The organism is Levilactobacillus acidifarinae DSM 19394 = JCM 15949 (assembly GCF_001434835.1).
Lineage (GTDB): Bacteria > Bacillota > Bacilli > Lactobacillales > Lactobacillaceae > Levilactobacillus > Levilactobacillus acidifarinae.
The window spans coordinates 271,366-296,678 of sequence record NZ_AZDV01000005.1; the positions used below are offsets into that span (position 1 = coordinate 271,366).

The following is a 25,313-nucleotide window of genomic DNA, read 5'->3' on the forward strand; positions in this document are numbered from 1 at the left end:
TTTAATCAGAATTAGGTTTTACGTGACACTTGTAACGTCTGTGACCAGACTATACAATGGACTTAGACGCAACACAAGCCCTTAACCGGCATCTGTGACAGAACGGAGGAATTGTTATGGCAGCGACCCAACACGCCCAACAGATTAAACAAGATTCGCAAACGTATCTGACTACGGCGCTCTTACAATTATTGGAAACCCACGATCTAAACACTCTCAGCGTTACCCAGGTGGTCAAACGCGCGGGGGTTAGTCGGATGGCCTTCTACCGGAACTTCGACACGCTCGCCGATTTATTGACGGCGTATTTTCAACCCAAATTGACGGCTCGATTCAACGACATCGTGACCGGCGTACCCCAGGCCGAAAAATTGACGGCGATCGGGCAGTTTTTTCAGGAGCTGGCGCCGACCTTAAAACTCGCCGAACGGCGTGGGTTTGAGGGGATTATTCAACAAATTTTTAACCAGAATATGGAAGATTTTTACCAGACGATTTTGGCGGAAACGCCACTCACCTCGGTTCAGCAACGCTACTGGACCAAGTTCATGAGCGCCGGAGTGTACGCCATCTGGCGCGAGTGGCTATTGACCGGACAACGCGAGTCGTTGTCCACGATCCACGACTTGATTGCGGGCTTTCAGAGGCAGACCATGGCGAGTTTGCAGGGCTGAAAAGTTTAAAAAACGGTGACCGGGATCGATAGCCAGTCACCGGGTTTTAACGGGAACGTGCTAAAATGAATTTATGTAACCGGATACATAAAGGAGGTAAAACATGGCCTATATCGAAGTGCAACACGCGACCCGCGAGTTTCGTAACGGGGAGCAGACCACGGTGGCCAACCGCGACATCTCGTTTACCGTGGCTCAGGGCGCCGTGGTGACCATCCTGGGGCCCAGTGGTGCCGGGAAATCCACGTTACTGAACATTTTAGGCGGGATGGATTCGCCCACCAGTGGTCGCGTTCTGATCGACGGGGTGGATATTGCCCAATTCTCCGCTAAACAACTCACGACCTATCGACGTCAGGCCGTCGGGTTCGTTTTTCAGTTTTATAACCTGATTCCTAACCTGACCGCCCGCGAAAACGTCGAACTGGCCTCGCAAATCACCCAGGATGCCCGCAATGTGGACGAAACGTTGGCGTTAGTGGGCCTTCAGGACCGGGCGCAAAACTTCCCCGCCCAATTGTCCGGTGGGGAGCAACAGCGCGTGGCGATTGCCCGGGCCGTCGCCAAAAATCCGAAGTTATTGTTGTGCGACGAACCCACGGGGGCGTTGGATTACCAGACCGGTAAGCAGGTCTTACAGGTGATTCAAGACGCCGCTAAGCAGACTGCGACCACGGTGATCATCGTGACCCACAACAGTGCCATCGCGCAGATGGGCGACTTGGTGATTCGGATCAACGATGCGCAGATTCAGTCGGTCACGCCCAACGCCCACCCGACGCCGCTGGCCGACATTGAATGGTAGGTGATGGGGATGACGCCAGCTTATTTTAAAACGATTTTACGGGAGATTTGGCGGTCGAAGGCCCGGTTCTTCTCGATTTTGATTATTATCTTTCTGGGGGTGGCCTTCTATACCGGTATCCGGGCGACCGGGCCGGACATGTCGCAGGCCGCGACGCGTTACTACCGGACCCAGCACCTTGCGACCAACAGCGTGCAATCGACACTGGGACTGACCAGAGCCGACGTCAGCGCCGTTAACCGGCACGCCGGGGTCACCGCCCAGCCCGTCCGGTACTTAGACATCAACCAATTAAACAATAACCGGGTGGTTCGGGTGACCGAGTTGCCGACCACTCAAAAGTTGGACCGCTTAACGGTGACCCAGGGCCGTTTGCCGCGGCACGCCAACGAAATCGTGTTAGACGCCCAGGCTCAACGCCTCCAACCGAGTTTAAAGGTGGGTGGAACTTACCATATCGTCAGTACGGCGAGCCGTAACCGGCAATTGACCCGACGGACATTTACCATCGTCGGTTTCGTCAACGCCCCGCGCTACGTGGAAAACGTTGACCGCGGCGTCACCACGGTGGGCAAGGGGACGCTGGACTATCTGGCCTACGTGCGACCGGGCACGCTGAAATCGCGGGTGATTTCCCGTTTGGACGTCAGTTTCCATAACCTGCGGGCCGTCACGCCCTATTCGGCGACGTATAACCGGTTGAACCGGGCCAATACGCGGCAATTGAAACGGTGGCTAGCCCCACAAGCGCAACAACGGCAAATCGCTCTGCGGAAACAGGCGACGGCTAAACTGGCCCCGCTGAAACGCCAGGTCGCCGCGTTAAGCCAACAGTTACCGGCAACCAGCCCGGTCCTAACCAAGTTAACGGCGCAACTACGAGCCGCTCAAGCCCAGGTCACCGCGATTCCGCGGCCGACCTACCTGTATACGGACCGCACCGATAATCCGGGTTACAGTGAATATCACGAAAACACACAACGGGTGGTGGCCTTAGCCACCGTCTTCCCGTTATTCTTCATCGCGATTGCCGCGCTGATTTGTCTGACCACCATGACCCGGATGGTCGAGGAACTGCGGTTACAAATGGGGACACTGAAGGCGTTAGGCTACAGTAACGTTGCGGTCGGCAGCGAGTTTATGGTTTACGGCGGCTTGGCGGCGTTATTGGGAACCGCCTTTGGCGTGATATTTGGCGTGAACTTCTTCCCCCGGTTTATCGCTCAGGCTTACGGCAGCATGTACAACTTGCCGACGATTGAGGTTAAATACCTCTGGGGCGACATTGGGATTGCGTTATTGATTGCGTTGGCCTGCACGCTGGGGAGTGCGTGGGTGGTCTTACGCGTTGATTTGCGTAGTCTACCGACGCAGTTACTCCAACCTAAGGCGCCCAAGGCCGGCAAGACCCTGTGGCTAGAACGCTGGACCGGGTTGTGGCGGCGCTTGAGCTTTAACCACAAAATTACGTTGCGTAACCTCTTGCGCTATAAGCAACGCCTGTTCATGACGGTTCTGGGCATCGCCGGCTGCATGGCGATGATGATCACCGGTTTTGGCCTGAAGGACTCCATCGGCGATATCAGTACCAAGCAGTTCAACGACCTGTGGCACTACGACGCCATCGTGACCCGTAGCGGCGCGGAAACGGCCGGGCAGCGGCGAGCCTTACGGCAGTCGGCCAACTACCGGCGGAGCCTGACGTTGAAATCCAGTCAGGTGACGGTCAAACAAGCCGGCGTGGCGGAACAAACCGTAACCCTGGGCGTCCCGCAAACGCCGCGGCAACTGAATCGGTTTGTCACCTTGCGTGACCGCCAAACGCAGCACGCTTATCGGTTGACCGATCACGGCGCAATCATCGACGAAAAGTTGGCCAAGCTGACCCACGTCAAGGTCGGTGACACCCTAGCCCTAAAGGCGGCGGGACAGGCTACCCGGCACGTGAAGATTGCGGCGATTGCCGAAAACTACATCAACCACTTTGTCTATCTGAGTCCTAGTTATTACCGGCAGGTCTTTCACGCGACACCGACCTATAATAGTAATCTGGTTCAGTTAGTCCATTCTAATGAGAAGGCCGGTAACGCCTACGCCAATCAGCTGTTGAAGCAGACGGGGATCGTTAACGTGACGTTGATGCAGACCGAACGGCAGACCAACTTTAAGATGTTCGACAGCATGAACCTAGTGGTCCTGATCTTCGTCATTTCGGCCGGAGCGCTGGCGTTGGTGGTGCTCTACAACCTCACCAACATCAACGTGTCCGAACGGATTCGCGAGTTGTCGACCATCAAGGTGTTAGGGTTTTACGACAACGAGGTCACCCTTTACATCTTCCGGGAGAACCTGATTCTGACGGTCCTTGGTATCCTGGTGGGGTGCCTGTTGGGCGACTGGCTGCACGCCTACATTCTGCAAACGGCGGAGACCAACGCGTTGATGTTCTCGCCGGGGATTCATCCGGTCAGCTACCTCTACGCGGCGGCCTTAACGCTGATCTTTAGTTTGTTAGTGATGGGCATCATGCATTTGAAATTAAAGCACGTTAACATGTTAGACGCCCTGCAATCGGTGGACTAAATCCCTTGACTTAGAGGCGGCTCTAACTTGTACACTTGGGTCAATCATTTAGATGACGGTTTAAATAAATAGAACTTAATCATGAAAGGAAGAAAACATATGGAATACCGACAATTTGGGAAGACCGGTTTCAACATTAGCGAAGTGTCGTTGGGCACTTGGCAACTCGGTGGTAAGTGGGGCGCTGAATTTAGTGAAAAGGACGCCCTGGACACTTTGGCCGAAGCCTACGACCGCGGCGTGAATTTCTTTGACACCGCCGACGGTTACCAGGGCGGCTTGAGTGAAAAGGCCGTGGGGACGTTCATCAAGACGCATCCCGACGTGCATTTCACCACCAAGCTGGGACGGAAGGAAGAACCACTATCCTTAGAACACTTCAACCCGGCCCACGTGGACCGCTACGTCGATGAATCGTTGACTAACATGGGGGTCGACGCGTTGGACATGGTCCTGTTACACTGCCCGCCAACCGACATCTACTACACGCCGGAAACCTTCTTCGAGCTGGACAAACTGAAAAAGGCCGGCAAGATTCGCAACTACGGGGTCAGCGTGGAAAAGGTCGAACAGGCGATCAAGGCCATGGACTACGACATTTCTGCGGTGGAAATCATCTTCAACATGTTCCGCTTGCGGCCGGCAAACCTGTTCTTCGACTTAGCGAAGCAAAATAACATTGGCGTCCTGGCTCGTGTGCCGCTGGCCAGTGGCCTGTTAACCGGGAAATTTACCGCCGACACCAAGTTCTCGGCAGCTGATCACCGAAACAACAACCGGGACGGCCAACACTTCGATAAGGGCGAAACCTTCTCCGGCGTGGATTACCTCACCGGAGTCAAGGCGGCGGCCGAACTCAAGGAACGCTTGGGGACGGATAACTTGGCGGCGACGGCGTTACGGTACATCTTGATGTACGATGCCGTTTCTGCGGTCATTCCGGGCGCTAGCAACCCAACCCAGATCGAACGCAACACCAGCGCGGCCGAGTTACCGGCGCTGACGGCCGATCAGATGACCATCGTGCGTGACGTTTACGACAAATACATTAAGAACCCCGTGGATTACCTCTGGTAGCCCACGACAATTAAAAAAGGCGTTGCTCTTCTAGCGAGCAACGCCTTTATTGTGGGGTTAAATAATTTATTTCAACAGGTACTTGGCGTCAAATTCGGGATCTTGGGACGTCAAAATCTTAGGACCGTCCTTGGTGATGGCCAGGGTGTGTTCATACTGGCATGACAGGGAACCGTCGGCGGACACGTAGTATTCCCAGTTATCCTTGTCGAGCTTGTCGGTCAGTTCGAAGGTGCCCAGGTTAACCATGGGTTCGATGGTGATGACCATGCCTTCGCGTAACCGAATACCGTGGCCGGCTTCACCGTAAGCGGGGACGTCGGGTTCTTCGTGCATTTCGGTGCCGATACCGTGGCCAATCAGGTCGCGGACGTCGCCCATGTGGTTCTGGGTTTCGACGTAGTCTTGGATGACGGCGCCGATGTCCCCGATCCGGTTACCGATGACGGATTGGTCGATGCCCAGGTACAGGGCCTTCTTGGTAACGTCCATGATGTGCTTGACGTCGTCGCTTACATCGCCGACCGCGTAAGCCCAGCAAGAGTCGGCCTGGTAGCCGTCTAAGGAAACGGTCATGTCGACCTTGACCAGGTCACCGTTCTTTAACAGACGGCCCTTTTGTGGGGCCATGTGGGCGACTTCATCGTTGATGCTGATGCAGGTGGCGTAGTGGTAGCCGTCGACGTCTTTTTCGGACGGGATGGCGCCGTGATCGGCACAGTATTGCGTGGTAAACTTTTCAATTTCCCAGCTATCGATGCCCGGCTTGATTAAATCGCGTAGGCCGATGTGGATGTTGGCTAACAGGGTCCCCGCTTCGTTCATCTTTTCGATTTCACGTGGTGACTTAATGGTAATCAATGGAAAACCTCCCTAAAATATTCTCTACGAGTTCAAATGTACACTACTTGTGGCCGGATATCCAGATAACGGTTGGACGAAAATTGGAGAGTGTGAGGAGTTAGCCAACTGTTTTAAGGGGTGAATTGTCCACTTTACGCAAAGTGGACGTTGTTGGCCCTCGACGAAGGGGATAAACTTAGACAATTGACCCGTAATGATGAGTTCGCAATTTAGGAGAAAAAAACCTTAATGAAAAGAATCATAGAATACGCTTTGATTTTAGTGACACTGCTGGGGATTTTAGTCTTTGCGATGCAGAGAACCTCCACGACGCAATCGTCGTCACAACCGGTAACGGCCCAGAATAATCCAAACATCAGTAATTATTCGCCCGATAAAACGTACCATCGGGGCGATTTGGTCGTTTCAAGTGGGACGGTCTACCGGGTATTGACCAAGATTGGCCCGGCAAATACTCAGAAAAATCTAGATCGGTTAGATCCACATTACTTTCAAAAAATACGAGATTAAACAGGCAGTCGCCCTTTCACTATCGAAGGGTGATTTTTTATTATCAACGTTTATTAATAATAAAACTGATAATTAATCTGGCTGATTCGGGGTTGCGTTTAAAAAACATCTGCGGTAATCTGACACTAACAACTTAATAGATTTCTTCGGGGCAGGGTGCAATTCCCGACCGACGGTGACAACGCTTTGTGGCGTTGAAGTCCGTGACCCGCGTTTAGCGGTGGACCCAGTGTGAGTCTGGGACCGACAGTATAGTCTGGATGGGAGAAGAAAAAAATCGATTTTCGACCTGATGGGGGCAGTCTCGCGATTGCCGCCACCTCGGATGAAGTCTTATTTAGCTTTTAATCATGGCCCCGCAAATTATTTTGCGGGGCCTTTTTTAACGAGGTGAATGGGATGACGGATCAAGATTATTTAGATTTAGCGGTGGCCCAGGCCCGCCGGGGAACCGGCCAGACTTGGACTAATCCCCTGGTGGGCGCCGTACTGGTGAAGGACGGGCAGATTCTAGCTAAGGGGTACCATCACCGGTTCGGCCAGGATCACGCCGAGGTGAACGCGTTAAAGCAGCTCGCCGACGAGCGTCAGGCGCGGGGCACCACCCTGTACGTGACCCTCGAACCGTGCAGCCACTACGGCAAGACCCCACCGTGTGCCCGGAAGTTGGTGACGGTGGGCGTCACTCGCGTGGTTATCGGCCAACGCGACCCCAATCCGCTGGTGAGTGGTAAGGGCATTGCCATTTTACGGGCCGCCGGGATTGCCGTGACGGTGCTGGAAACGACCAAGGCTTTAAACCCGGCGTACAACTTCTTTTATCACCACCACCGGCCGTTGGTGACCCTGAAAATGGCGGTCAGTGTCGACGGTAAGCTTAACGCGACGACCGGTCAGCGAACCGAGCTGACCGGACCCGAAGCCAATCACGACAGCCAACGGTTGCGGGCGACCCAGCAGGCCATTTTAATTGGCGAGCGCACCCTTACGGTGGACCAACCGGCCCTGACCGTGCGCGAAACGACCGTGGCGGTGCCGCCCCGACGAGTCGTGGTGGTCAATGCGGCCGACAAGCTCGACCGGGACAATCGACTGTTTCAAACGCCGGAACCGGTGTGGCTATTGAGTCGCCAACCCAGCCACCAGCCGTGGCCCGCCAGCGTGACCGTGGTGGCGGGACGGCCCTGGACGCCGGACCAAATCGTCCAGTATCTCGCCGAACAGGGGCTTCAATCCTTGCTAGTTGAAGGCGGCAGTCACCTGCACGCCCAGTTTGTGGCGGCGGGGGTGGTCGACCGGGTCGTCACCTACGTGGCCCCACTATTATTGGGCGGCCAAGCGTTACCCGCCGTGTTGGGACCGGCGAGTCAGCGACTGACGTTAAGCCTGACGGGGGTCCAGCCCTTGGGCGCTGATGTGCGTTTGACGTTTAGGAGGCGAGGATAATGTTTACCGGAATTATTCAAGGGCGCGGGACCGTGACGGCCATCGACCACACGGCGACCCACGCCACGCTCACCATTGACACGCCGTTACCGGCGAAAATTCACAGCCGAATCGGTGATAGCCTGGCGGTTAACGGCGTGTGTTTAACGGTGACGCAACTACAAGCCACCGGCTTTACCACCACGTTGATGCCGGAGACCAGTCGCCGCACCGCGTTGGCACAACTGAAAGTGGGAACTGGAGTGAACTTGGAACCGGCGTTACGCGCCGATGCCCGGTTAGACGGTCACTTCGTCCTCGGTCACGTGGATACCACCACGACCCTGGTTCAGCGCCGCCGCGACGAAAATGCGGTAGTGTTGACCTTCGCTTTGCCGGCGGCTTACCGCGGTGAGCTGGTCGAAAAGGGCTCGGTGGCCCTCGACGGGGTCAGTCTGACGCTGACCGCGGTCACGGCGACCACGTTTAGCGTGAGTTTGATTCCCCATACGTTGGCCCAGACCGGCTTGGGCCAACTGCAAACTGGTGATTTAGTGAATCTAGAAACGGATATTTTAGGCAAATACTTAACGAAATTGGAGGCGATGCGCCATGACGACAGTGACGCAACGAATTGAAACGGCCCTCACCACGTTAAAGGCCGGGGGCTTAGTGATTGTGACCGACGATGATCACCGCGAGGCCGAAGGGGACATGCTCGGGCTAGCCGAATTTGTGACGCCGGCGACCGTGAATAAAATGGTGACCAACGCGCGGGGTCTACTGTGCGTGCCCATGAGTGCTGAGATTGCGACCAATCTGGGGTTACAGCCGATGGTTGCTAACGCGACCGATGCGTTCGGGACGGCCTTTATCGTCAGTGCCGATGCCCAAACGACCACCACGGGGATTTCGGCGGTCGACCGGGCGGCTACGATTCGCCGGCTCGCGGAACCGACTGCGCGGCCCGGTGACTTCTACCATCCCGGCCACGTCTTTCCGTTGATTGCGCGCGAACACGGTACCTTAGCCCGGGGTGGCCATACCGAAGCGGCGGTCGATTTAGCCCGTTTGGCGGGTGTCCGGCCGGTGGCTTACATCTGTGAAATTTTGAAACGCGATGGGCACATGGCCCGGCGCCGCCAGCTCAAGTCCTTCGCCGAGGGTGTACAAATGCCGTTGCTATCGATTCAAGATATTCAAACCTACCGCTACCAACATAACGTGGATGTGGCTCAGTCCATTACTCAGGTGCACCTGCCCACCAAGTACGGCGATTTTCAGCTGGAAGCCTTTGCGACGACGGATGGCCGCGAACCAACCTTACTGATTTCCAAGGGCCCCATCCAACCAAACGAACCGTTACTATTGCGGGTGCATTCCGAATGTCTGACGGGCGATCTGCTGGGGTCACAACGCTGTGACTGCGGCGAACAGTTAGCCCTAGCCCTGAAGACCATTGAACGGGCGGGCCACGGGGCCGTCCTCTATTTGCGGCAAGAAGGCCGTGGCATCGGTCTGGTCAATAAACTACGGGCTTATCAGCTACAAGAAACGGGCCTCGATACGGTAGAAGCTAACCAGAAATTAGGCTTTCGACCGGATGAACGCCACTACGGTTTAGTCGCGGCGATTCTCCACCAGAAGCACGTCCAACGGGTGACGCTCCTGACCAATAATCCCGATAAGGTGACCCAATTGGAAGCCCTGGGACTCCAAGTGACCCGTCAGGCCTTAGAGGTGGCGCCTCAAGCGGCGGACCGCGCGTACTTAGAGACCAAAAAATTAAAGTTTCACCATTTATTGAAGGAGGTTTAACCCCATGACGATTTTAGCAACTTCCCGCCAAACTGCGGGATACCGGATTGGCATCGTAACGGCACAATTTAACCAGGTGATTACCCAGAAACTAGAGACGGGGGCCATGTCGACGCTCCAAGGGTTGGGCGTAGCCGCCGACAATATTTTGGTGGCGCACGTGCCCGGTGCGCTAGAGTTGACCCGCGCCTCCCGGTTGATGGCCGACAGTGGCCGCGTCGACGGCATCCTCGCTTTGGGCAGCGTAATTCGCGGTGAGACCAGTCACTACGATTACGTCTGTGCCGAAACGGCCCGCAGCCTCGCCAACCTTTCGGCGACCGGCCCGGTACCCGTGATGTTTGGGGTGTTGACCACCGACGATTTAGCCCAAGCGTTCAACCGTGCGGGTGGTAAGGCCGGCAACAAAGGCAGCGACTGTGCCGCGGGCGTGCTGACTATGTTGAACTTGCAGATGCAACTAACGCCAACCACCTAAAATTGAATGTTTCACGTGAAACAACGGCGTGTTAGGTGACGGCTTTTGGAAAGTCCTTGCCGGCAATTTGATATCGCGGGGTAAACTCAGAACTGAGCTTAGAGATGGGGACTCACCCGTGACCCTAAGATATGTTGGAAAAATTAATCAGTTCACTTAAAGGGCCGGACGATTTTTAAAAAAGTCAGGCCCTTTAGTTGACCTCGAGTCGGCTTTAGGTTGTAAGCTAGTCAGTAGCTTAAAGAATAGGAGTGTGTTGATAGATGACAAAAACATGGTTAATTACGGGAACTTCTACGGGCTTTGGTAAGTCCTTAGCCACTTTCTTGGCCCAAAAGGATGACGTGAACCTGGTCGCCACGGCGCGTCACACCGACCAACTGGGCTATTTGGACCAGTACGATCACGGTCAAATTTTGAAGGCCACGCTGGACGTGACCAACCGCGACGAAATTGCCGCCGTGGTCAAAGCCACGACCGCTAAGTTTAACGGCATCGACGTGTTGATCAATAACGCCGGGTTAGGCTACTTCGGGACCTTCGAAGAAAGCGACCGGGACGCCGTGCGGTACATGTTTGACGTGAACGTCTGGGGCTTGATCGACATGACCCGGGCGGTCTTACCGACCATGCGGGCGCAAAAGAGTGGGATTGTGGTCAACTTCTCATCCATCGCCGGGCTGGCGTCCTTCCCAACGCTGTCCTTCTACAATAGTAGTAAGTACGCGGTCGAAGGTGCGACCGAAGCCGCGGCACAAGAAGTGGCCGGTTTGGGTATCAAGTTCATGCTGATCGAACCCAGTGGCTTCCGGACCGACTGGGCAGGGCGTTCGTCACAAAAGACCATGCCGAAACTGGCCGACTATCAACAATTCGCTAGCCGGATTGAAGGCAGTGAAGAGGGCGCCCACCACGAGGCCGGCGATCCCGACAAGGCCGCGGCCATCATTTACGACCAAGTCACCAACCACGCGGCGGACTTACCGTTGCGCTTGCCTCTAGGTCAATGGTCAACGGACACGGCCATCGATAAGTACACCAAGAACTTGGCGAACTTTAAGGCCTTACACGACCTGTCGGTATCGGCGGACCAACCGGAAAAGTAACGGTTAATTTCAATCGTGATTAAAATCCGTAATGGGACAGTGTTGCCCGGTTACGGATTTTTTTTGAGCATTATGACGAAACAGGACGGTAAATCTCCGGTGAATGACCAGAAACTTACCGCCCAGAAAAAATAAAATTGTCCAATTATAAGGTTTCACTTCACATTGGGGTTTTGTTTATTTGTCGCGATAAAAGGTGCCGTAAGTGTGATAGGGCGTAAACGTGACGCTGGTCGAATGCAACAGAACCATTTTGCGGTTATGGTGCGAGAAGTCGGCGACCTGATATTCGGTGTAGCCATGGGCGTTCTTGCCGTACAGGTAAACGCCGTTATCCACTAACGGCGCGTAGTGGACGTGCTCGACGATACCGTTAGTCTGGTGACTCACGGTGAATTTCTTTTGCCGGGTGTAGTCCAGGCGGTTGACCCGCGATTGTCCCGCAAACTTGGTGGTGTAGCGAACGCGCCAATAGTAGTGGCGCGCCGTGGGGTGGGCGTAACGGTGATAAACGGTGTGCCAGGTGCCCCGCAGCATCGTGGGCGTCCCGGCGTGGGTGGCCGCTTGGGCCGAGGTGGTGCCTAGTCCCAATAAACCACCTACCGTGAGGACAATGAGCCCCAAACCAATCTTTTTAATGAATCTCAAAATAATCCGCCTCCTTAAGGCCTTCAGTATACCGCAGGGGCTCCGAAACCACGTAAAAACGCCACCGCAACGGGTGACGTTTTTGGTTTTATTTAGCAATGCCGTGTTCGTAAAGGTGTTGGTACAGGGCCAATTCATCCGGCGTATCGCGACTACTGTAGAACTCGATTTGCCGGTGAGTGTTTTCTGGGCGCAACAACCCCTGTTGCTTGAGATGGGTGGCGAGGTTGTTCGCCAAGCCCTCGTAGCCGGTATAGATAGTCACGGGGTGGTCGTATTTGCGCCGAATCATGTCAGTGATGAATGGGTAGTGCGTGCAGCCCAAAACAATTGCGTCGATTGGATCGTCGAGGACCGGGGCCATCAACTGGTCGACCAGTGTCTGCGTCTGGGCGATGCCGGCGTACCCCTTTTCAATGTGGTCCGCTAACCCGGGACAAGGTAACGACTCGATGTGGGTCCGCTCCTGGAACCGCGCCACCTGAGCGTTGTATTTGGGCAGGCCGATGGTCAGCGGTGTGGCCATCACTAAGATGTGCTGCTTACCGGCGTCAACCGCTTGTTTTAAAGCGGGTTCGATCCCCAAGATGGTCATCTCGGGGTTGGCTGCCATGAGGTCCCGTTTGGCCGCGCTGGTTGCCGTGTTGCAGGCAATCACGACAGCTTTGACTTGGTGCAGTTTAAGTTGCGCCATGACGTTGGTGGCTAGACGCCGAACCTCCGCAGAACTTTTTTCACCGTATGGGGCGTTGGCGGAATCCCCGTAAAACACAAAGTCTTCGTTTGGGAGCACTTTGGCGAGGGTGCGCAAGGTGCTGATGCCCCCGACGCCAGAATCGAACACGCCGATGGGTGCTTGTTGCTTTGACATACGAAACGCCTCCTAAGCTTCCATTAAAGTCCCTTTTGGCGTTTTCTGCAAGACCTGAGTCCGCGAAAACGCCAAGAAAAATCAACTGGAAGGCGGGAATCCTTAACGAGAACGGTGGGCGCGCCGCCACCAGATCACGCTGGTGAGGAGTGGCGCTAGGAGAATCAAGAGGATGCGCACTAACTGTCGGCTGACGAAGTTCAAGAGGTCGGCCAGCGGGTTATCGGCAAAGGGTAGTAGTGTAGCTTTGGTATGGGCGACGCGCCACAGGGAGCCCTGATCGGCGTTCACGATATCGGCACCGTGCAACTTGGTGACCAGTTGACGGGGCGTTTGGTTGGCGAGGTGGGTCGTGTATCGCTTCTCCAGAGGTGCCACGACCGGGTAAAAGCCCAGAACGGCAATCAGAAAGTAGGTATCAAAGGACGTCCAGTCGAGATGAACGGCCAGCCCCACCGTGCGCGCCGTAAACAGCAGGATGAGACTTAGGGGAAAGAGACCCTTGAGGTAGATTTTGAATAGAGACGTTAACTTTGTGAGCATTCGAATCACCTGGTTAGATTGAATTAGATTTTCGTGGGGCAAGTGGAACCCGTGGATTGGCTCTATTATTGGGTGATTGGAGGGGAGCGTCAACGCTAAAGTTCCATTTAGTTGGGACTTGATAAGGTCAATTGTAGTTGGGCTGGTTGTACGCTAATGATGGTTCGTAAAACTGGCAAAGCGACCGCTGAACCGGTAATACCGGCTTAAGTCGGTAAACTGATTAGCGGCTATTTTCGTAGATAATTACCTAACCACTCGCGGTGAATGACCCCCAGCTAGTCGTTGCGCTAGGTCGGCCTATACTAGGGCTAATTTTCGAGGCAGGTGAGGACAAGTTGAAACGGTTGAAGAAGTTTCTGAAGACGCCGGTGGGGGTCAGTCCCGACTTTCACCGACTTACCAATTATCTCGTGGTCTACTGCTTAGGACTGCCCGGTTATCTGGTGCTGATTGTCCTTAATTGCCGGTTCATCCGGGGCACGTTCATCTTCAACTGGGATTGGGCGTCGTGGTACGTCACGGGCTGCTACCTGCTGTTACCGGTGGCACGAATTTTTGGCGCGGTTTTGAGCCGGTCCAGGCGTTTCTCGGCCGCTGTGCAACGCCGTGGTCCCGCTGATCAGCCCGATACCGTGGCGCGGACGTCGACTCTTCTGCGACAACTGCCACTTAACTTACGGTTGCTCGGACCCGGCGATGTGCCGCTGATTCGGCTGGTCCTGCTCGTTTTAGGGTTGATTTTTACGCCGTTCGTTTTGCTGGGGATGCTCCTACTTTATGGTTGGCGCAAGCGATTGTAGCGGTCATAAAACGCCGCCATCATCCAGTCAGGGTGACGGCGGCGTTTCGGATTGGCGCTTATTTTTTAGATAAATCGGCCGCGGGTGTCCGGCGTTTCAGAAGCACGGTCAGGGCCCAACTCCCACCCAGGCCGACCAGGACGAACGGGAAGAAATCTAAACCGACGTTAAACAATGGAATCGTGTTACCCGCCCAGGCATCAATGGTTTTAAAGAACCCGAGGTTGGCGAAGAACGGCGGTAAGTTGTGGATGGCGTCCAGGATGGCTGGAATCAAGGTGAAGGCCACCGTGGTTTTGTAGATGATCGGATTTTGGCCAATCAGGGGATGCAGCACGCCCAAGAAGATCAGCGCCATGGCAAACGGGTAGATGAAACTTAATAGCGGCGTGGAGTAGAGGATGATCTGCGTCAGGCCAAAGTTGGCGATGATGAAGGCCCCCAGACAGCTAACGGTCAAGAAGAAGTGGTAGCCCAGCTTGGGGAACCGTTCGCCCCAGTCCTGCGACAGGGCGGCCATCATGCCGATACATGAGGTAATGCAGGCCAGGAAGGTAACGGCGCCCAGGATGGCGGTGCCGGCCAGGCCGGTGTAGTGGGTCATGATTTGGGTAAAGGCGGTGCCGCCTTCGGACGAGAGGTGCAGGTAGTTTAAGCTGGAAGCGCCCAGGGCAATCAGGAAGATGTAGATGATGGCCTCGAGGCTCATGCTGATGGCACCGACTTTCGCCACGGCCCGGGAACGTTGCCGACTATCGGTGAGACCAAATAATTTAAGCGCAGCGATGATGGTGACCCCAAAGCCCAGACCGGCCAGGGCGTCCATGGTGTTGTAACCCTGCAAGAACCCGTTGATTAGGTTGCTGCCGGCGCCGGTCGAGGTGGGGAAGAGACTGATGTGGCGCAGGTCACCCTTGATGACGAAGGCCATGAAGAAGATGAAGGCCAGTAAAGTGAGCAGAATTGGGTTTAGGAACTTGCCCACGTAATCGGCGATTTTATTTTGGTTGTAGGCCATCAGGTAGGCGATGCCGAAGAACAACGCGGAGAAAATCAAGAGACCGAGATGGTCGTAGCGTTGCGGCAAGAAGGGCTGAATCCCGATGGCAAAGGTCGTGGTCGCGGTCCGGGGGGAAGCGACTAAGATCCCCAGCGTCAGATGAATCAGAATCAAGAAGAAGAGCGCGAACTTTTTACCGGCGGGCGCGGCCAGGTCGTAGGCACTGTTGCTGCGCGTCAGGCTGATGGCCAGAATGGACAAGAGGGGCAACAGAATGGCCGTCAGCAGAAAGCCGATGGTGGCGGGTCCCCAGTTGCCGGCGCTGAGTTGACCCAGGTGGATCGGGAAAATCAGGTTGCCGGCCCCGAAGAACAGACCGAAGAGTAGGGACCCTAAAATTAAGTATTGCCGCTTGGTTAATGATTTATTCATAAAAATGACCTCCTGTGTAGGTGTGGTGGGACGAAAAAAACGCCCTTAGCAAGAATTGCTAAGGACGTGACTGAACGTGAACCACCTTAATTTCTGACCACCTCACGATGATCAGCTCGACAAGTACCACCACCGCCTGCGCAGACCGGTGATGAGACTTCATTGCTGTAATGGGCGCATTCCCAGTGACCACTTCGGCTGTGCCGTCGCGGTCACGACTTGTAGATTACTTTCGTTCGGTGCGGGGCTGACCTCGTTGCACTAACCCGGGGCTCCCTGAGCAGCTGCGCACCGACTACTCTTCTACGCGTTGTCGTTAAAAATATTTAACTATGCTGTTTATCATAGTCGGATTTCACGAGAAGTCAATAGTGAATATGAGAAAACTCTAATTATATTTAAGCTGATTTTAACGCTTGTTAACTAATTATTTCTGGTTAAATGCTGATATGTCAAAGATTATTCTAGTTAAATTAAATGATACTAAAACGGGTAATTTAGTTATCTGTTAATTTGATGAGAAAAATAAAGCGGGCCAGTTAATTAATCAATTATTGATAAAATAATATCATCATGATAAAATATTATTGAAAGGATGGTGCCATATGTTAAAGAATGATCGCTTCATCGATTCACTTAAAGACTATGACGAAGTTTGCTGGCGCAACCCGGATTATCTGCCCAATCCGCAGACGCCCTTTGACTTGTCCGATATTCAGGATGCCGCTGACCGGTTAGAACGTTTTGCACCCTACATAATGAAAGCGTTTCCGGAAACGACTAAATCACACGGAATCATTGAATCCGAACTGAAGGCCATTCCGCAAATGCTGAGTGCTTTGCAGCAGAAAGAATCCCTGGACACTGCCGCTAAGCTTTATCTGAAATGCGATAACGCACTCCCCATCTCCGGATCGATCAAGGCCCGGGGCGGGATTTATGAAGTTTTGAAATTCGCCGAAACGGTGGCCCTCGAATCCGGTAAGTTAAGCTTAACCGATGATTACAGTCGCTTAGCCGATCCGGAATTTATTCAGCTGTTCTCGCAGTATAGCGTGGCGGTGGGGTCGACCGGGAACCTGGGCTTAAGCATTGGGATCATTGGGGCCAAACTGGGCTTCCATACCACCGTGCATATGTCGCACGATGCTAAACAATGGAAGAAGGATCTCCTGCGAAAACGCGGAGTTACCGTGGTGGAATACGCGGGCGACTTTAGTAAGGCCGTCGCCAAGGGCCGGCAAGACGCCGAGAGTGACCCGATGTGTCATTTCGTGGACGACGAAGGGTCCACGGATCTCTTCTTTGGTTATTCGGTGGCGGCATTGCGCTTAGCTAAGCAGTTCGACCAACAAGGCATTCACATCTCAAAGGATAATCCGTTGTTCGTTTACCTGCCGTGTGGCGTTGGTGGAAGTCCCGGTGGGGTGGCATTCGGTCTGCACACGGTCTTCAAAGAAAACGTCAAGGTGATCTTTGTGGAACCGACTCATGCGCCGGCGATGTTGCTGGGGATGTACACCCACTTAAACGACCAGATTGCGGTCAACGACATTGAAATCGACGGGAAAACGGCGGCGGATGGGTTAGCCGTCGGGAAGCCTTCTCGGTTAGTCGGAAAGATCATGAAGAACATTTTGTACGCCGAAACCACGGTCGACGACGACCGGCTTTACGAGTACCTGACGATGTTAGCGGACAGTGAAGGCGTCTATCTCGAACCGTCGTCGACGGCTGGATTTGCGGCCTTTGTCGACGTTAACCGGAAGCTAGGGGATCAGGAACCGAGCCTCAAGCACGGCGTCCACATTGTGTGGGGAACCGGCGGCAACATGGTACCACCAGAAGAAATGCAATCCTATTACCAAAAGGGGCAAAGTCTCCTACAACGCTAATTAAAAATGCGATCTGCCAGCCGGCGGATCGCATTTTGCGTGGTTTAATCATAAATCGGTTAGCGGATTACGAACAGTTAGTGATGTTCCTGATCTGTTTTAAGCAGGTTAAGTAAATCCCGGTCACGTTGGGCCACGACCTGCTTGCCAGCATCACCAGTCCAATTATAGAATCCCTGGCCGGTCTTCAACCCTAATTGATTGGCGGCCACCTTCTTGGTGAGGGCGGGGTCGGTTCCCGTATCGTTGGCCAAGTCGGCGTACAAGTAGGCACTAATGTTTTTGAAAATATCTAAGCCTCCGAGATCGGCACTGGCCACGGGTCCGACCAGGCTCCATCGTCGTCCGAGACTGTATTTGATGATGTCGTCGACGGCCTCAGGCGTGGCAATGCCGTCGTCAATGATGTGTAGGGCTTCGCGCAAGACGGCCAGCTGAATCCGGTTACCCACGAATCCCAGCGATTCTTTTTGCAGCGGGACCGCGTGTTTACCGATATGGTTCATCAAGGCCACGGTGGTATCAACGGTGGCCTTACTAGTGTGTTCTCCGGGGACCACTTCAACCAGCGGCATCAGTTGGGCGGGGTTCCAGAAGTGGGCCACGACAAAGCGTTCGGGGTGGGTCAATGTTTCTTGAATGGCGGTGGGGCTGAGACCCGAGGTATTGGTGGCACACAGGACTTCTGGACCCACAAACTGTTCAACGGTTTGCCAAACCTGTTGTTTGACGGTCAGATCTTCGACGACCGATTCGATCACAAAATCGGCCGACGTCAGGGCCGTGGCGTTGTCGGTGGTCGGCTGGATGCGCGCTAGGATGACGGCCGGGTCTTCGGTCAATAAATCGGTTTCCTGAAACGTGGTTAGGTCGTGCTGAATGGCGGCCATCCCCCGTTGCAGAGCGGTTGAGTCGGTATCTAACAGGTAAACGGGATAACCATGTAAAGCAAATTGCAGGGCGGTGGCGTGACCCATGGTGCCGGCACCCAGGTTGGCAATGGTGTGAATCGAACTAAGGGACATGACGTAACTTCCTTTCTGTGACCAGGGGAATCAACGCGTGACGCACTTAATTATTGCCATTATAGCACGTCACTAAATGGTCCCAGGCCAGAGAAAAAGGCCCCGATTTCTAAGTAGAAATCGAAGCCTGAATGAAAAGGTTAGTTGCTAGCCCCGTCAAACCCAATAAAGGTGTAATACGGGACGCCGCTGACGAGGTAGAGACTGTCGAAGGTCCCGGCCACGCCCTTGAGCGGGTTGCCTAAGATGTGCTGTGGGTTGTGCAAGTTCTCAATGGTTAACTTGTACTGTTGCAAGCCGGTTCGGCTGACCCGTTTCAAATTAAACCCGCGCAGGTCGTGGGCGAAGTACAGGTCGCGGTACGGGTCGTGAAAGGTAGTCCGGGTGATCTTGGCCTGCGTGTCAGGCCGTTGGTAGAAGCCTAAATTAGCGTTGGCGTTGGCGTCATAACTCAGAAGCTCGACGACGCCGTCCGGGGTGATTCGCAGGCTAGTTTGCGTGGGCTCGGCCGGACTCAGTGCCGCCGCGATGCCCCCGGCATACAGGTCACCGTGACTGTAGGCCACCATGTACTTGGGACAGGCCACCCGTTTGAAGGCCGTGAGTTGGGTGCCGCTGATTACCGTGGGCGTGGCGTCCGTGTCGGCAATCGGGTCGACCGTGTAGCCCTTGGGTTGAACGCGACTCAGTAAGGCGTAGCTTAACCGCGAACTGTAGAGTAGTAGGGCTTGTTGGAGGTGGTTACCGACCTTTTGGGTGGTCAGGTAACCGGCCACCGTGGTGCCCTGGGGTAACGTGAGTTGGCGTTGCTTCGTGTGACCGTCGTGGTAGGTCGGCCGGTACTGGACCGTAACCGTGGTCGGGCGAGTCGTTTGGTAATACTCGCTGAGGTTGAGGTAGTCGGTGCTGGCCGTGTAGTGGCCGACTTTGACCAGCGACCCCGGTAGTTCGGTTTGGGCGTGGGCGATAGTCCCCCCACCGCAAACGCTGCTGCCTAGAAGCAGGGCCAAGCCCCATTTTAAAATTGTTCGCATACCGTGACGGACCTCCTCAAAAAGTTCAATAGCGTTATTATACGTCAAATGAGGGTGAGAAAGGCCGAACTTGTTAGAGATTGTTTCACGTGGAACAAAAAACGTCCGTTGGTAAGTGCCAACGAACGTGATTAACAAGTTAATTACCGGGTGACCGGGGCTAAGCGGCGCAGGTTAGGGATGGAGAGCATGGCGGCCAGACTGATGAGGTAGAGAATTGCTAAAAAACTCATGACCATCAAGAGGGTTCCGTGATCCATCAAAAAGCCGATGACCACCGACGAGAAGCCACCAATCAACCGACCCACGTTAACGATAAAGTTATTGGCCGTGGTCCGAATCTCGGTGGGATACAGGCGGCTGACGATGGCACCGTAACCGCCGTACATCCCGTCGGAGAAGAACCCCAACGTGGCGCCCGCCAGAAACAGGGTGAGCCGGTTAGTCGTGAGAAGAATGCCAAACAAGGCGACCGCCGCGGCCAGGAGAAAGAGCCCAAAGGCTAATCGCGGACCGAAGTGATCCAGAACGTGGCCGAAGACCAACATCCCCAAACTCATACCGAGAATCGTGACAATCATCCAGCCGGACGACCCCGCGACGGTCAGACCCAACCGTTTTTGCATGATCGACGGTAACCAGTTCATCAGGCCGTAATACCCGGCAATCTGCACGGTGGTCATGACCATCAGCGCACAGGTCTGGTGGGTTAACCGGGGCGTGGCGAATAACCGTCGGAGTTGCACGGGTTTGCGGGCGCGCTGGGCGGACTTAAAGGCGTCACTTTCGTGGAGGTGGCGGCGAATAAAGTAGATTAAGGCGACCGGAACCAGGCCGAAGACAAATAGGGCGTGCCAGCCCAACGACGGGATGATTAACGCCGCGGCAATCGCGGCGAGAATGGCCCCGCACTGGCCACCGATTGCGGCTAATGACGAGAGCTTGCCCAGCTGACGGGCCGGAAAGTTTTCAGCAATCAGGGTAATCCCCACGCCGTATTCGCCACCGGACCCCACCCCGGATAGGAAGCGGAAGAGGTACAGGAGCGCCAGGTTATTGGCCACGGCCATGGCCGCCGTGGCGAACGCGAAGATGAAGATGGTGTAGGTGAAGACCTTGATCCGGCCGTAGTGGTCGGCAATTAGGCCGAACCCGAGGCCCCCGATTAAGGTGCCCAGGTTACTGATCGACGAAATCAACCCGGCCTGCGCCCCGGTAATATGTAGGGTCGCGATGATGGACGCTAGGGCAAACGAGAGAAACATGACGTCCATGTGTTCCAACGCAAAGCCCGCCGACGTGGACGCTAACGTCCATTTTTGTGACGCGGTAAAACGAGAATGTGATGATGTGGTTTCCATAGAATCGACCTCCAAAAGAAGCGCTCACGGGCGCTTTTTATTTTGCGGACAAACTTAGTCTTGAAACCAGTCTGGGCCGGTCGCCCGCCGTCTGTCACGGGCTTAGCCTGGAAACGCAGGTTAACAAAAAAAGTCCCACCACGGTTGGCAGGACTAAATATTGAGATTAAGCACGACCGTTGCTGGGGGCCAGACGTCGGAGGGCCGGAATGGTGAGCATGATGGTCAGGCTGAGAAGGTACAACAGGGAGAGAAACCCCATGACCACCAGTAAGTTGTAGTGGTCCATCAAAAAGCCGATGACCACCGACGAGAAGCCCCCCACGGCCCGCCCCACGTTGACAATCAGGTTATTAGCCGTTGAGCGAATCTCGGTGGGGTACAGGCGGCTGATGACGGCCCCGTACCCGCCGAACATCCCGTTAGAAAAGAAACCCAGCACGGCACCGGCCAGTAGGAGGGTCGCCTGATTGGTGGCTAGCGTGATCCCGAAGACGGCGATCGCGGCGGCCAGTAAGAAGAGGCCGAACGCCCGTCGGGGACCAAAGTAGTCCAGGATACTCCCGAAAGTGAGCATCCCCAGGCTCATCCCGAAGATGGTCGCAATCATCCAGACGGCCGAACCAGAAACACTGAGGCCTAACTTTTGTTGCATGATTGCCGGTAGCCAGTTCATCAAGCCGAAGTACCCGGCGATTTGAACCACGACCATCACCATCAGGGCGACCGTTTGGTAGGCGAGTTGTGGGGTTTTAAATAAGGCACTGAGACGGACCGGTTGCCGGTTGCGGGACCGGTGTTTCGCTTGGGTAAACTCGGCACTTTCGTGGAGGTGTCGGCGGATAAAGTAGGTCAGGGCCACGGGGACTAGGCCGAAGACAAACAGGGCCTGCCAGCCCAACTTGGGGATGATCAGGGCCGCGGCAATCGCAGCTAGAACGGCACCCAACTGCCCGCCGATTGCGGCCAGCGAAGTCATTTTCCCAATCTTGTCGTGGTCAAAGCTTTCGGCAATCAGCGTGATGCCCACGCCGTACTCGCCCCCGGCGCCGACGCCGGCCAGAAAGCGGAAGACGTAAACGGCCGTAAGACTGTGGGCGAACGCCATGGCCGCCGTGGCGATGGCGAAGATGAAGACGGTATGCGAGAAGACCTTGACCCGGCCGAACCGATCGGCCAAGATGCCAAACAAAAGGCCACCCGCTAACATGCCCAGGTTGGTGACGGAAGCAATCAAGCCGGCTTGGGTCCCGCTGAGGTGTAAATCAGCGATGATCGACGACAACGCGAAGGAGAGAAACATGACGTCCATGTTCTCCAAGGCAAAGCCGGCCGAGGTTGAAGCAATCGTCCACTTCTGGGGCGTAGTTAGCGCGTGGCGCGCAGGGGTAGTGCGAGTTTCCATATCGAGTTCCTCCAAAATTGATGCTCACGGGCACCGTTTATTTTGTTGCATTGCTCATTATTCTGCCACGAATGTTGAGCGAACGCAAGGGGGAATTTTACGGGTTGACGGCTACACTTTTTCCGCGTAAACTCAACGGCAATTAAAACTTTAAACTAGTCCTGTGAGGCTAATAAGGGGATCGGTGACCCGTTTTTTGACGGGCGAAGACCGCTTAGCCACGGGGCTGGGCGGTCTTTTTTGGACCAGAAAGGGGCGCACCATGCGACCAGTGATTATCGCACTCGATTTTCCCAGTCAGGCCACGGCCTTGGACTTCTTGACGCCGTTTGCCCAGACACCTAACCTGTTTGTGAAGGTGGGAATGGAGCTCTTTTACACGGCGGGGCCGGAGATCCTAAAAGCTTTACGGCAGCGCGGAATTCAGGTGTTTTTGGATCTGAAATGTTACGACATTCCCCACACGGTTGAACAGACCATGGCTCAGCTGGGGCGGCAGGGCGTGGCGCTGGTCACGATTCACGCGGCGGGCGGCGCGGCCATGATAAACGCGGCGAAACGCGGCCTGGTGACGGGGGCTCAAGCCGCGGGCGTGACGCCAGCGAAGTTACTGGCGGTCACCCAACTGACCTCGACCACGGAAACGCAGATGCAAACCGAACAATTAGTTCAGGCGGATATGCCGACGGCGGTGCAGCACCTCGCTCGGCTAGCGTGGCAGAACGGCGCGGACGGCGTGATTGCCGCGGCGCCGGAAGACCCGGTGATTCACGCGGCCACGGCCCCCGACTTTCTGTGCATCAACCCGGGAATCCGGTTGGCGGCTGACGCGGTCGACGACCAAAAGCGGGTGGTAACGCCCGGTCGGGCCGCCGAGTTAGGCAGTAACGGGTTGGTGGTTGGCCGGTCGATCACGCGGGCCCAAGACCCGGTGGCGGCGTATCAACGGATTTTACAAGAATGGGGAGACTAAAGGATGACGACACGAGCAGCACAAATTGCAACGGACTTGTTACGGATTCAGGCGGTCACGTTACGGCCCAGCCAGCCGTTTCTGTGGGCCAGTGGGATGCACGCGCCCATTTACACGGATAACCGCCGGACCATCGCCTTTCCGGCGGTCCGGACGCATATTGCGGACGGTTTGACGACGATGATCACCGAGTTGTATCCCAACGCGACGGTGATTGGGGGCGTGGCGACGGCGGGCATTCCCCACGCGGCACTGGTGGCCGATCGGTTGGGGTTGCCGATGAACTACGTACGGTCCAAGCCCAAGGACCACGGCACCGGCAAGCAGATTGAAGGCGAGCTAGCGACCAGCGATCAGGTCGTGTTGATTGACGACCTGATTTCGACCGGGGGCAGCGTCTTGAGTGCCGCCAAGGCCGTTCAGGCGGCGGGGGCGACGGTTTTGGGCATCGTGGCCATCTTCTCCTACGAATTACCCGATAGTAGGGCCAATTTTGCGGCGGCTGGCCTGTCGTTACATACGCTGACCACTTACAGCGCCTTAATTGCGGCGGCCGAGGCGGCGGGCGACGTGACTTCGGCCGAAAAAGCGTCTTTGCAGGCGTGGCGCCAGGATCCTTGGCATTGGCAGGGCGTTTAACATTTGTTATCAATGATTATTAATAATAAAAAGGCTACCAGTTTAATTAAACTGGTAGCCTTTTTGCTTTAAGATAACTGTTCCTCAAATTGGGTGAGATCGGTCAAAAAGCGCAGGACCACAGAGAGTTCTTCTGGGCTGTAGTGGCCCTTCAGTTGGGTAATCAATTGCTGATTGAGGACCCGATGCATGGCATCATGCTGTTGAGCAATTGTACGACCGGTCGGGGTAAGTTGATAGAATATTTTTTTATGATCGGTTGGTTTTTGAAAGGTTTGGAGAAGTCCCTGAGTGACCAATTTCTTGGCTGCCCGGGTCACGCCACCGCGAGTCACCCCTAATTGTTGTGCCAGTACGATCCCGGTTAACGGTTCAGTTTGTAGGGCGGATAGCAGATGCAGTCCTACAATCGAAATGTCAGGAAGCTTAACCTTTAATTGTGGGTCGGTCAGGCGCTGAATAATCCAATTTTGCTCAGCCGTAGTCGATTCACGACTTGTACGAATGGCTTTGATTTGGTCTAAGATGGCCTGTTCAGTGTGGACGTTCATCGAACCACTCCTTTCTACAGTAAGTCCATTATACCGAAATTAGAAAGTGTCTGCGAGAACCCGTGCCTGATGTTGAGCGTCAGTTACCAATTGTGGCCGTTGACTGGCTAATTGATCAAGGCCTTCGATAAATAGGGATTGGTAAGCGGTAATGCCGTAAAGTTGGGTGATATCTTGTAAGTAGGCGTCGCCGAATTCAGTCTGGTTGAGTTCAGGATGGGCGGAACTGTGATAGAAGCCGCCGGCAGATTGAATGTGGAGAACCTTGGTATTCGGGAGTAAGCCCACGGGGCCTTGGGGGGTGTACTTGAAAGTTTGCCGAGCCACAGCAGTCAGATCAATGTATTGTTTGAGTTCGGCGGGTAAAAAGTGGTTGTACATTGGGTTAACGAAAACGACTTTATCGGCGTGCATAAATTCGGCTAACCAGGCTTGGTGCCGTGTCAGCGTTTGAGATTCAGTCGTAGTTAATGGCTCACCAAGTTTTTGTTTGCGCCAGGCCTCAAAGACCGTATTACCTAAAGCTGGAACGGGATCGTTAGTGGCGTAGAGATCCCGGACGGTTACGGTGTCGGTCGGATGGGCTTGTTGATAGGCAGTCCGAAAGGTTGTGGCAACGGTTAATGCGACACTAGCGGCTGGGGTGTGGGGGTGAGCGAGAATCATTAATAAATTAGTCATAAGAAAAACTCCTTTATATTTTGTTGATGAGCAACATTATAGAATTCGTATTGTTGCTTGTCAACAAAAATGATAAAAATAAAAACGACTACCTAAATAGGCAGTCGTCATT

At 54.7% G+C, this 25,313-nt stretch carries 25 protein-coding genes and 1 riboswitch; of the genes, 14 read left to right on the forward strand and 11 right to left on the reverse strand.

The genetic code is table 11. The annotated features are described in order from the left end of the window. Window positions 1-116: 116 nt before the first annotated feature. From FD25_RS03610 to FD25_RS03625, 4 genes are all read left to right on the forward strand, one after another. Window positions 117-674 (forward strand): TetR/AcrR family transcriptional regulator, encoded by a 558-nt coding sequence (locus FD25_RS03610; RefSeq protein WP_057801417.1) that lies wholly within the window; start codon window positions 117-119, stop codon window positions 672-674. Window positions 675-777: 103 nt separating this feature from the next. Continuing rightward, window positions 778-1,479 carry an ABC transporter ATP-binding protein gene (locus FD25_RS03615; protein WP_057801419.1) on the forward strand — a complete coding sequence of 234 codons (702 nt, stop codon included), beginning with the start codon at window positions 778-780 and terminating at the stop codon, window positions 1,477-1,479. A gap of 9 nt (window positions 1,480-1,488) precedes the next feature. Continuing rightward, window positions 1,489-4,062 carry an ABC transporter permease gene (locus tag FD25_RS03620; protein WP_083484082.1) on the forward strand — a complete coding sequence of 858 codons (2,574 nt, stop codon included), beginning with the start codon at window positions 1,489-1,491 and terminating at the stop codon, window positions 4,060-4,062. A gap of 99 nt (window positions 4,063-4,161) precedes the next feature. Continuing rightward, window positions 4,162-5,139 carry an aldo/keto reductase gene (locus FD25_RS03625; RefSeq protein WP_057801424.1) on the forward strand — a complete coding sequence of 326 codons (978 nt, stop codon included), beginning with the start codon at window positions 4,162-4,164 and terminating at the stop codon, window positions 5,137-5,139. 66 nt (window positions 5,140-5,205) lie between these two features. On the opposite strand, the gene map is transcribed toward FD25_RS03625, so the two are convergent. Further along, a complete protein-coding gene (gene map, locus FD25_RS03630) occupies window positions 5,206-6,000 on the reverse strand; it encodes a type I methionyl aminopeptidase (protein WP_057734509.1) in 795 nt (264 codons plus the stop codon). A 231-nt stretch (window positions 6,001-6,231) separates the two neighbouring features. Between map and FD25_RS03635 the strand changes: the two genes are divergently transcribed. The 6 genes from FD25_RS03635 to FD25_RS03660 all read left to right on the forward strand — a co-directional run bounded on the left by FD25_RS03635 (window position 6,232) and on the right by FD25_RS03660 (window position 11,340). Beyond that, window positions 6,232-6,513, forward strand: coding sequence for a hypothetical protein (locus FD25_RS03635; protein WP_057801426.1), 282 nt, complete (start codon window positions 6,232-6,234; stop codon window positions 6,511-6,513). Window positions 6,514-6,651: 138 nt separating this feature from the next. Further along, window positions 6,652-6,789: riboswitch (FMN riboswitch) on the forward strand. 123 nt (window positions 6,790-6,912) lie between these two features. After that, a complete protein-coding gene (gene ribD, locus FD25_RS03640; protein ID WP_057801428.1) occupies window positions 6,913-7,959 on the forward strand; it encodes a bifunctional diaminohydroxyphosphoribosylaminopyrimidine deaminase/5-amino-6-(5-phosphoribosylamino)uracil reductase RibD in 1,047 nt (348 codons plus the stop codon). Continuing rightward, window positions 7,959-8,576, forward strand: coding sequence for a riboflavin synthase (locus tag FD25_RS03645; RefSeq protein ID WP_057801430.1), 618 nt, complete (start codon window positions 7,959-7,961; stop codon window positions 8,574-8,576). The genes ribD and FD25_RS03645 overlap by 1 nt, the downstream gene beginning before the upstream one ends. Next, window positions 8,551-9,756 (forward strand): GTP cyclohydrolase II, encoded by a 1,206-nt coding sequence (ribA, locus tag FD25_RS03650; RefSeq protein ID WP_057801432.1) that lies wholly within the window; start codon window positions 8,551-8,553, stop codon window positions 9,754-9,756. Before FD25_RS03645 ends, ribA begins: the two co-directional genes overlap by 26 nt. 4 nt (window positions 9,757-9,760) lie before the next feature. Further along, entirely contained in the window at window positions 9,761-10,234 is a 474-nt protein-coding gene (ribH, locus tag FD25_RS03655) for a 6,7-dimethyl-8-ribityllumazine synthase (RefSeq protein WP_057801434.1), read from the forward strand. 263 nt (window positions 10,235-10,497) lie between these two features. After that, a complete protein-coding gene (locus FD25_RS03660) occupies window positions 10,498-11,340 on the forward strand; it encodes an SDR family NAD(P)-dependent oxidoreductase (RefSeq protein WP_057801436.1) in 843 nt (280 codons plus the stop codon). A gap of 177 nt (window positions 11,341-11,517) precedes the next feature. Here FD25_RS03660 and FD25_RS03665 read toward each other — a convergent pair whose 3' ends face one another. The 3 genes from FD25_RS03665 to FD25_RS03675 all read right to left on the reverse strand — a co-directional run bounded on the left by FD25_RS03665 (window position 11,518) and on the right by FD25_RS03675 (window position 13,402). After that, window positions 11,518-11,988 (reverse strand): hypothetical protein, encoded by a 471-nt coding sequence (locus FD25_RS03665; RefSeq protein WP_057801438.1) that lies wholly within the window; start codon window positions 11,986-11,988, stop codon window positions 11,518-11,520. Window positions 11,989-12,076: 88 nt separating this feature from the next. Continuing rightward, window positions 12,077-12,859: a glutamate racemase gene (gene murI, locus FD25_RS03670; RefSeq protein WP_057801440.1), complete on the reverse strand. Its 783-nt coding sequence runs from the start codon at window positions 12,857-12,859 to the stop codon at window positions 12,077-12,079. A gap of 102 nt (window positions 12,860-12,961) precedes the next feature. Beyond that, window positions 12,962-13,402, reverse strand: coding sequence for a hypothetical protein (locus FD25_RS03675; protein ID WP_057801441.1), 441 nt, complete (start codon window positions 13,400-13,402; stop codon window positions 12,962-12,964). Between the two features lie 338 nt (window positions 13,403-13,740). On the opposite strand from FD25_RS03675, the gene FD25_RS03680 reads away from it, so the two are divergent. Beyond that, on the forward strand, window positions 13,741-14,205 hold the full coding sequence (locus FD25_RS03680; protein ID WP_057801444.1) for a hypothetical protein: 465 nt from the start codon (window positions 13,741-13,743) through the stop codon (window positions 14,203-14,205). Window positions 14,206-14,263: 58 nt separating this feature from the next. On the opposite strand, the gene brnQ is transcribed toward FD25_RS03680, so the two are convergent. Next, on the reverse strand, window positions 14,264-15,637 hold the full coding sequence (gene brnQ, locus FD25_RS03685; protein ID WP_057801446.1) for a branched-chain amino acid transport system II carrier protein: 1,374 nt from the start codon (window positions 15,635-15,637) through the stop codon (window positions 14,264-14,266). 605 nt (window positions 15,638-16,242) lie between these two features. On the opposite strand from brnQ, the gene FD25_RS03690 reads away from it, so the two are divergent. Beyond that, the gene (locus FD25_RS03690; RefSeq protein WP_057801448.1) at window positions 16,243-17,532 is read left to right on the forward strand and encodes a D-serine ammonia-lyase; all 1,290 of its coding nucleotides are present in this window, start codon (window positions 16,243-16,245) and stop codon (window positions 17,530-17,532) included. Window positions 17,533-17,609: 77 nt separating this feature from the next. Here FD25_RS03690 and FD25_RS03695 read toward each other — a convergent pair whose 3' ends face one another. The 4 genes from FD25_RS03695 to FD25_RS03710 form a co-directional block, all read right to left on the reverse strand. Beyond that, window positions 17,610-18,557 (reverse strand): 3-hydroxyacyl-CoA dehydrogenase family protein, encoded by a 948-nt coding sequence (locus FD25_RS03695; RefSeq protein ID WP_057801449.1) that lies wholly within the window; start codon window positions 18,555-18,557, stop codon window positions 17,610-17,612. A gap of 140 nt (window positions 18,558-18,697) precedes the next feature. Next, a complete protein-coding gene (locus FD25_RS03700) occupies window positions 18,698-19,591 on the reverse strand; it encodes a hypothetical protein (protein WP_057801451.1) in 894 nt (297 codons plus the stop codon). 143 nt (window positions 19,592-19,734) lie between these two features. Further along, window positions 19,735-20,952: an MFS transporter gene (locus tag FD25_RS03705; protein WP_057801453.1), complete on the reverse strand. Its 1,218-nt coding sequence runs from the start codon at window positions 20,950-20,952 to the stop codon at window positions 19,735-19,737. Between the two features lie 166 nt (window positions 20,953-21,118). Next, window positions 21,119-22,357: an MFS transporter gene (locus FD25_RS03710; RefSeq protein ID WP_057801455.1), complete on the reverse strand. Its 1,239-nt coding sequence runs from the start codon at window positions 22,355-22,357 to the stop codon at window positions 21,119-21,121. Between the two features lie 262 nt (window positions 22,358-22,619). Here FD25_RS03710 and pyrF point away from each other — a divergent pair, with 262 nt between their 5' ends. Together pyrF and pyrE are read left to right on the forward strand one after the other, a co-directional pair. Continuing rightward, window positions 22,620-23,330 carry an orotidine-5'-phosphate decarboxylase gene (gene pyrF, locus FD25_RS03715; RefSeq protein WP_057801842.1) on the forward strand — a complete coding sequence of 237 codons (711 nt, stop codon included), beginning with the start codon at window positions 22,620-22,622 and terminating at the stop codon, window positions 23,328-23,330. Between the two features lie 3 nt (window positions 23,331-23,333). Further along, window positions 23,334-23,969, forward strand: a complete 636-nt coding sequence (gene pyrE / locus FD25_RS03720) for an orotate phosphoribosyltransferase (protein WP_057801457.1) — start codon at window positions 23,334-23,336, stop codon at window positions 23,967-23,969. Between the two features lie 68 nt (window positions 23,970-24,037). Here the strand turns inward: pyrE and FD25_RS03725 are convergent, their stop codons facing one another. Then, window positions 24,038-24,520: a MarR family winged helix-turn-helix transcriptional regulator gene (locus tag FD25_RS03725; protein ID WP_057801459.1), complete on the reverse strand. Its 483-nt coding sequence runs from the start codon at window positions 24,518-24,520 to the stop codon at window positions 24,038-24,040. Window positions 24,521-24,559: 39 nt separating this feature from the next. After that, window positions 24,560-25,201 carry an NAD(P)H-dependent oxidoreductase gene (locus tag FD25_RS03730; protein ID WP_057801461.1) on the reverse strand — a complete coding sequence of 214 codons (642 nt, stop codon included), beginning with the start codon at window positions 25,199-25,201 and terminating at the stop codon, window positions 24,560-24,562. Window positions 25,202-25,313 lie beyond the last annotated feature (112 nt).

What these genes read in the sequence shown, in the direction of transcription:
- FD25_RS03695 (WP_057801449.1), bottom strand. Translation starts at nt 18,557, where the DNA reads ATGTCCCTTAGTTCGATTCACACCATTGCCAACCTGGGTGCCGGCACC.
- FD25_RS03675 (WP_057801441.1), bottom strand. Translation starts at nt 13,402, where the DNA reads ATGCTCACAAAGTTAACGTCTCTATTCAAAATCTACCTCAAGGGTCTC.
- ribD (WP_057801428.1), top strand. Translation starts at nt 6,913, where the DNA reads ATGACGGATCAAGATTATTTAGATTTAGCGGTGGCCCAGGCCCGCCGG.
- ribA (WP_057801432.1), top strand. Translation starts at nt 8,551, where the DNA reads ATGACGACAGTGACGCAACGAATTGAAACGGCCCTCACCACGTTAAAG.
- FD25_RS03620 (WP_083484082.1), top strand. Translation starts at nt 1,489, where the DNA reads ATGACGCCAGCTTATTTTAAAACGATTTTACGGGAGATTTGGCGGTCG.
- FD25_RS03625 (WP_057801424.1), top strand. Translation starts at nt 4,162, where the DNA reads ATGGAATACCGACAATTTGGGAAGACCGGTTTCAACATTAGCGAAGTG.
- ribH (WP_057801434.1), top strand. Translation starts at nt 9,761, where the DNA reads ATGACGATTTTAGCAACTTCCCGCCAAACTGCGGGATACCGGATTGGC.
- FD25_RS03690 (WP_057801448.1), top strand. Translation starts at nt 16,243, where the DNA reads ATGTTAAAGAATGATCGCTTCATCGATTCACTTAAAGACTATGACGAA.
- FD25_RS03615 (WP_057801419.1), top strand. Translation starts at nt 778, where the DNA reads ATGGCCTATATCGAAGTGCAACACGCGACCCGCGAGTTTCGTAACGGG.
- FD25_RS03705 (WP_057801453.1), bottom strand. Translation starts at nt 20,952, where the DNA reads ATGGAAACCACATCATCACATTCTCGTTTTACCGCGTCACAAAAATGG.
- FD25_RS03725 (WP_057801459.1), bottom strand. Translation starts at nt 24,520, where the DNA reads ATGAACGTCCACACTGAACAGGCCATCTTAGACCAAATCAAAGCCATT.
- FD25_RS03645 (WP_057801430.1), top strand. Translation starts at nt 7,959, where the DNA reads ATGTTTACCGGAATTATTCAAGGGCGCGGGACCGTGACGGCCATCGAC.
- FD25_RS03660 (WP_057801436.1), top strand. Translation starts at nt 10,498, where the DNA reads ATGACAAAAACATGGTTAATTACGGGAACTTCTACGGGCTTTGGTAAG.
- FD25_RS03730 (WP_057801461.1), bottom strand. Translation starts at nt 25,201, where the DNA reads ATGACTAATTTATTAATGATTCTCGCTCACCCCCACACCCCAGCCGCT.
- brnQ (WP_057801446.1), bottom strand. Translation starts at nt 15,637, where the DNA reads ATGAATAAATCATTAACCAAGCGGCAATACTTAATTTTAGGGTCCCTA.
- FD25_RS03700 (WP_057801451.1), bottom strand. Translation starts at nt 19,591, where the DNA reads ATGCGAACAATTTTAAAATGGGGCTTGGCCCTGCTTCTAGGCAGCAGC.
- FD25_RS03635 (WP_057801426.1), top strand. Translation starts at nt 6,232, where the DNA reads ATGAAAAGAATCATAGAATACGCTTTGATTTTAGTGACACTGCTGGGG.
- pyrE (WP_057801457.1), top strand. Translation starts at nt 23,334, where the DNA reads ATGACGACACGAGCAGCACAAATTGCAACGGACTTGTTACGGATTCAG.
- FD25_RS03710 (WP_057801455.1), bottom strand. Translation starts at nt 22,357, where the DNA reads ATGGAAACTCGCACTACCCCTGCGCGCCACGCGCTAACTACGCCCCAG.
- pyrF (WP_057801842.1), top strand. Translation starts at nt 22,620, where the DNA reads ATGCGACCAGTGATTATCGCACTCGATTTTCCCAGTCAGGCCACGGCC.
- murI (WP_057801440.1), bottom strand. Translation starts at nt 12,859, where the DNA reads ATGTCAAAGCAACAAGCACCCATCGGCGTGTTCGATTCTGGCGTCGGG.
- FD25_RS03610 (WP_057801417.1), top strand. Translation starts at nt 117, where the DNA reads ATGGCAGCGACCCAACACGCCCAACAGATTAAACAAGATTCGCAAACG.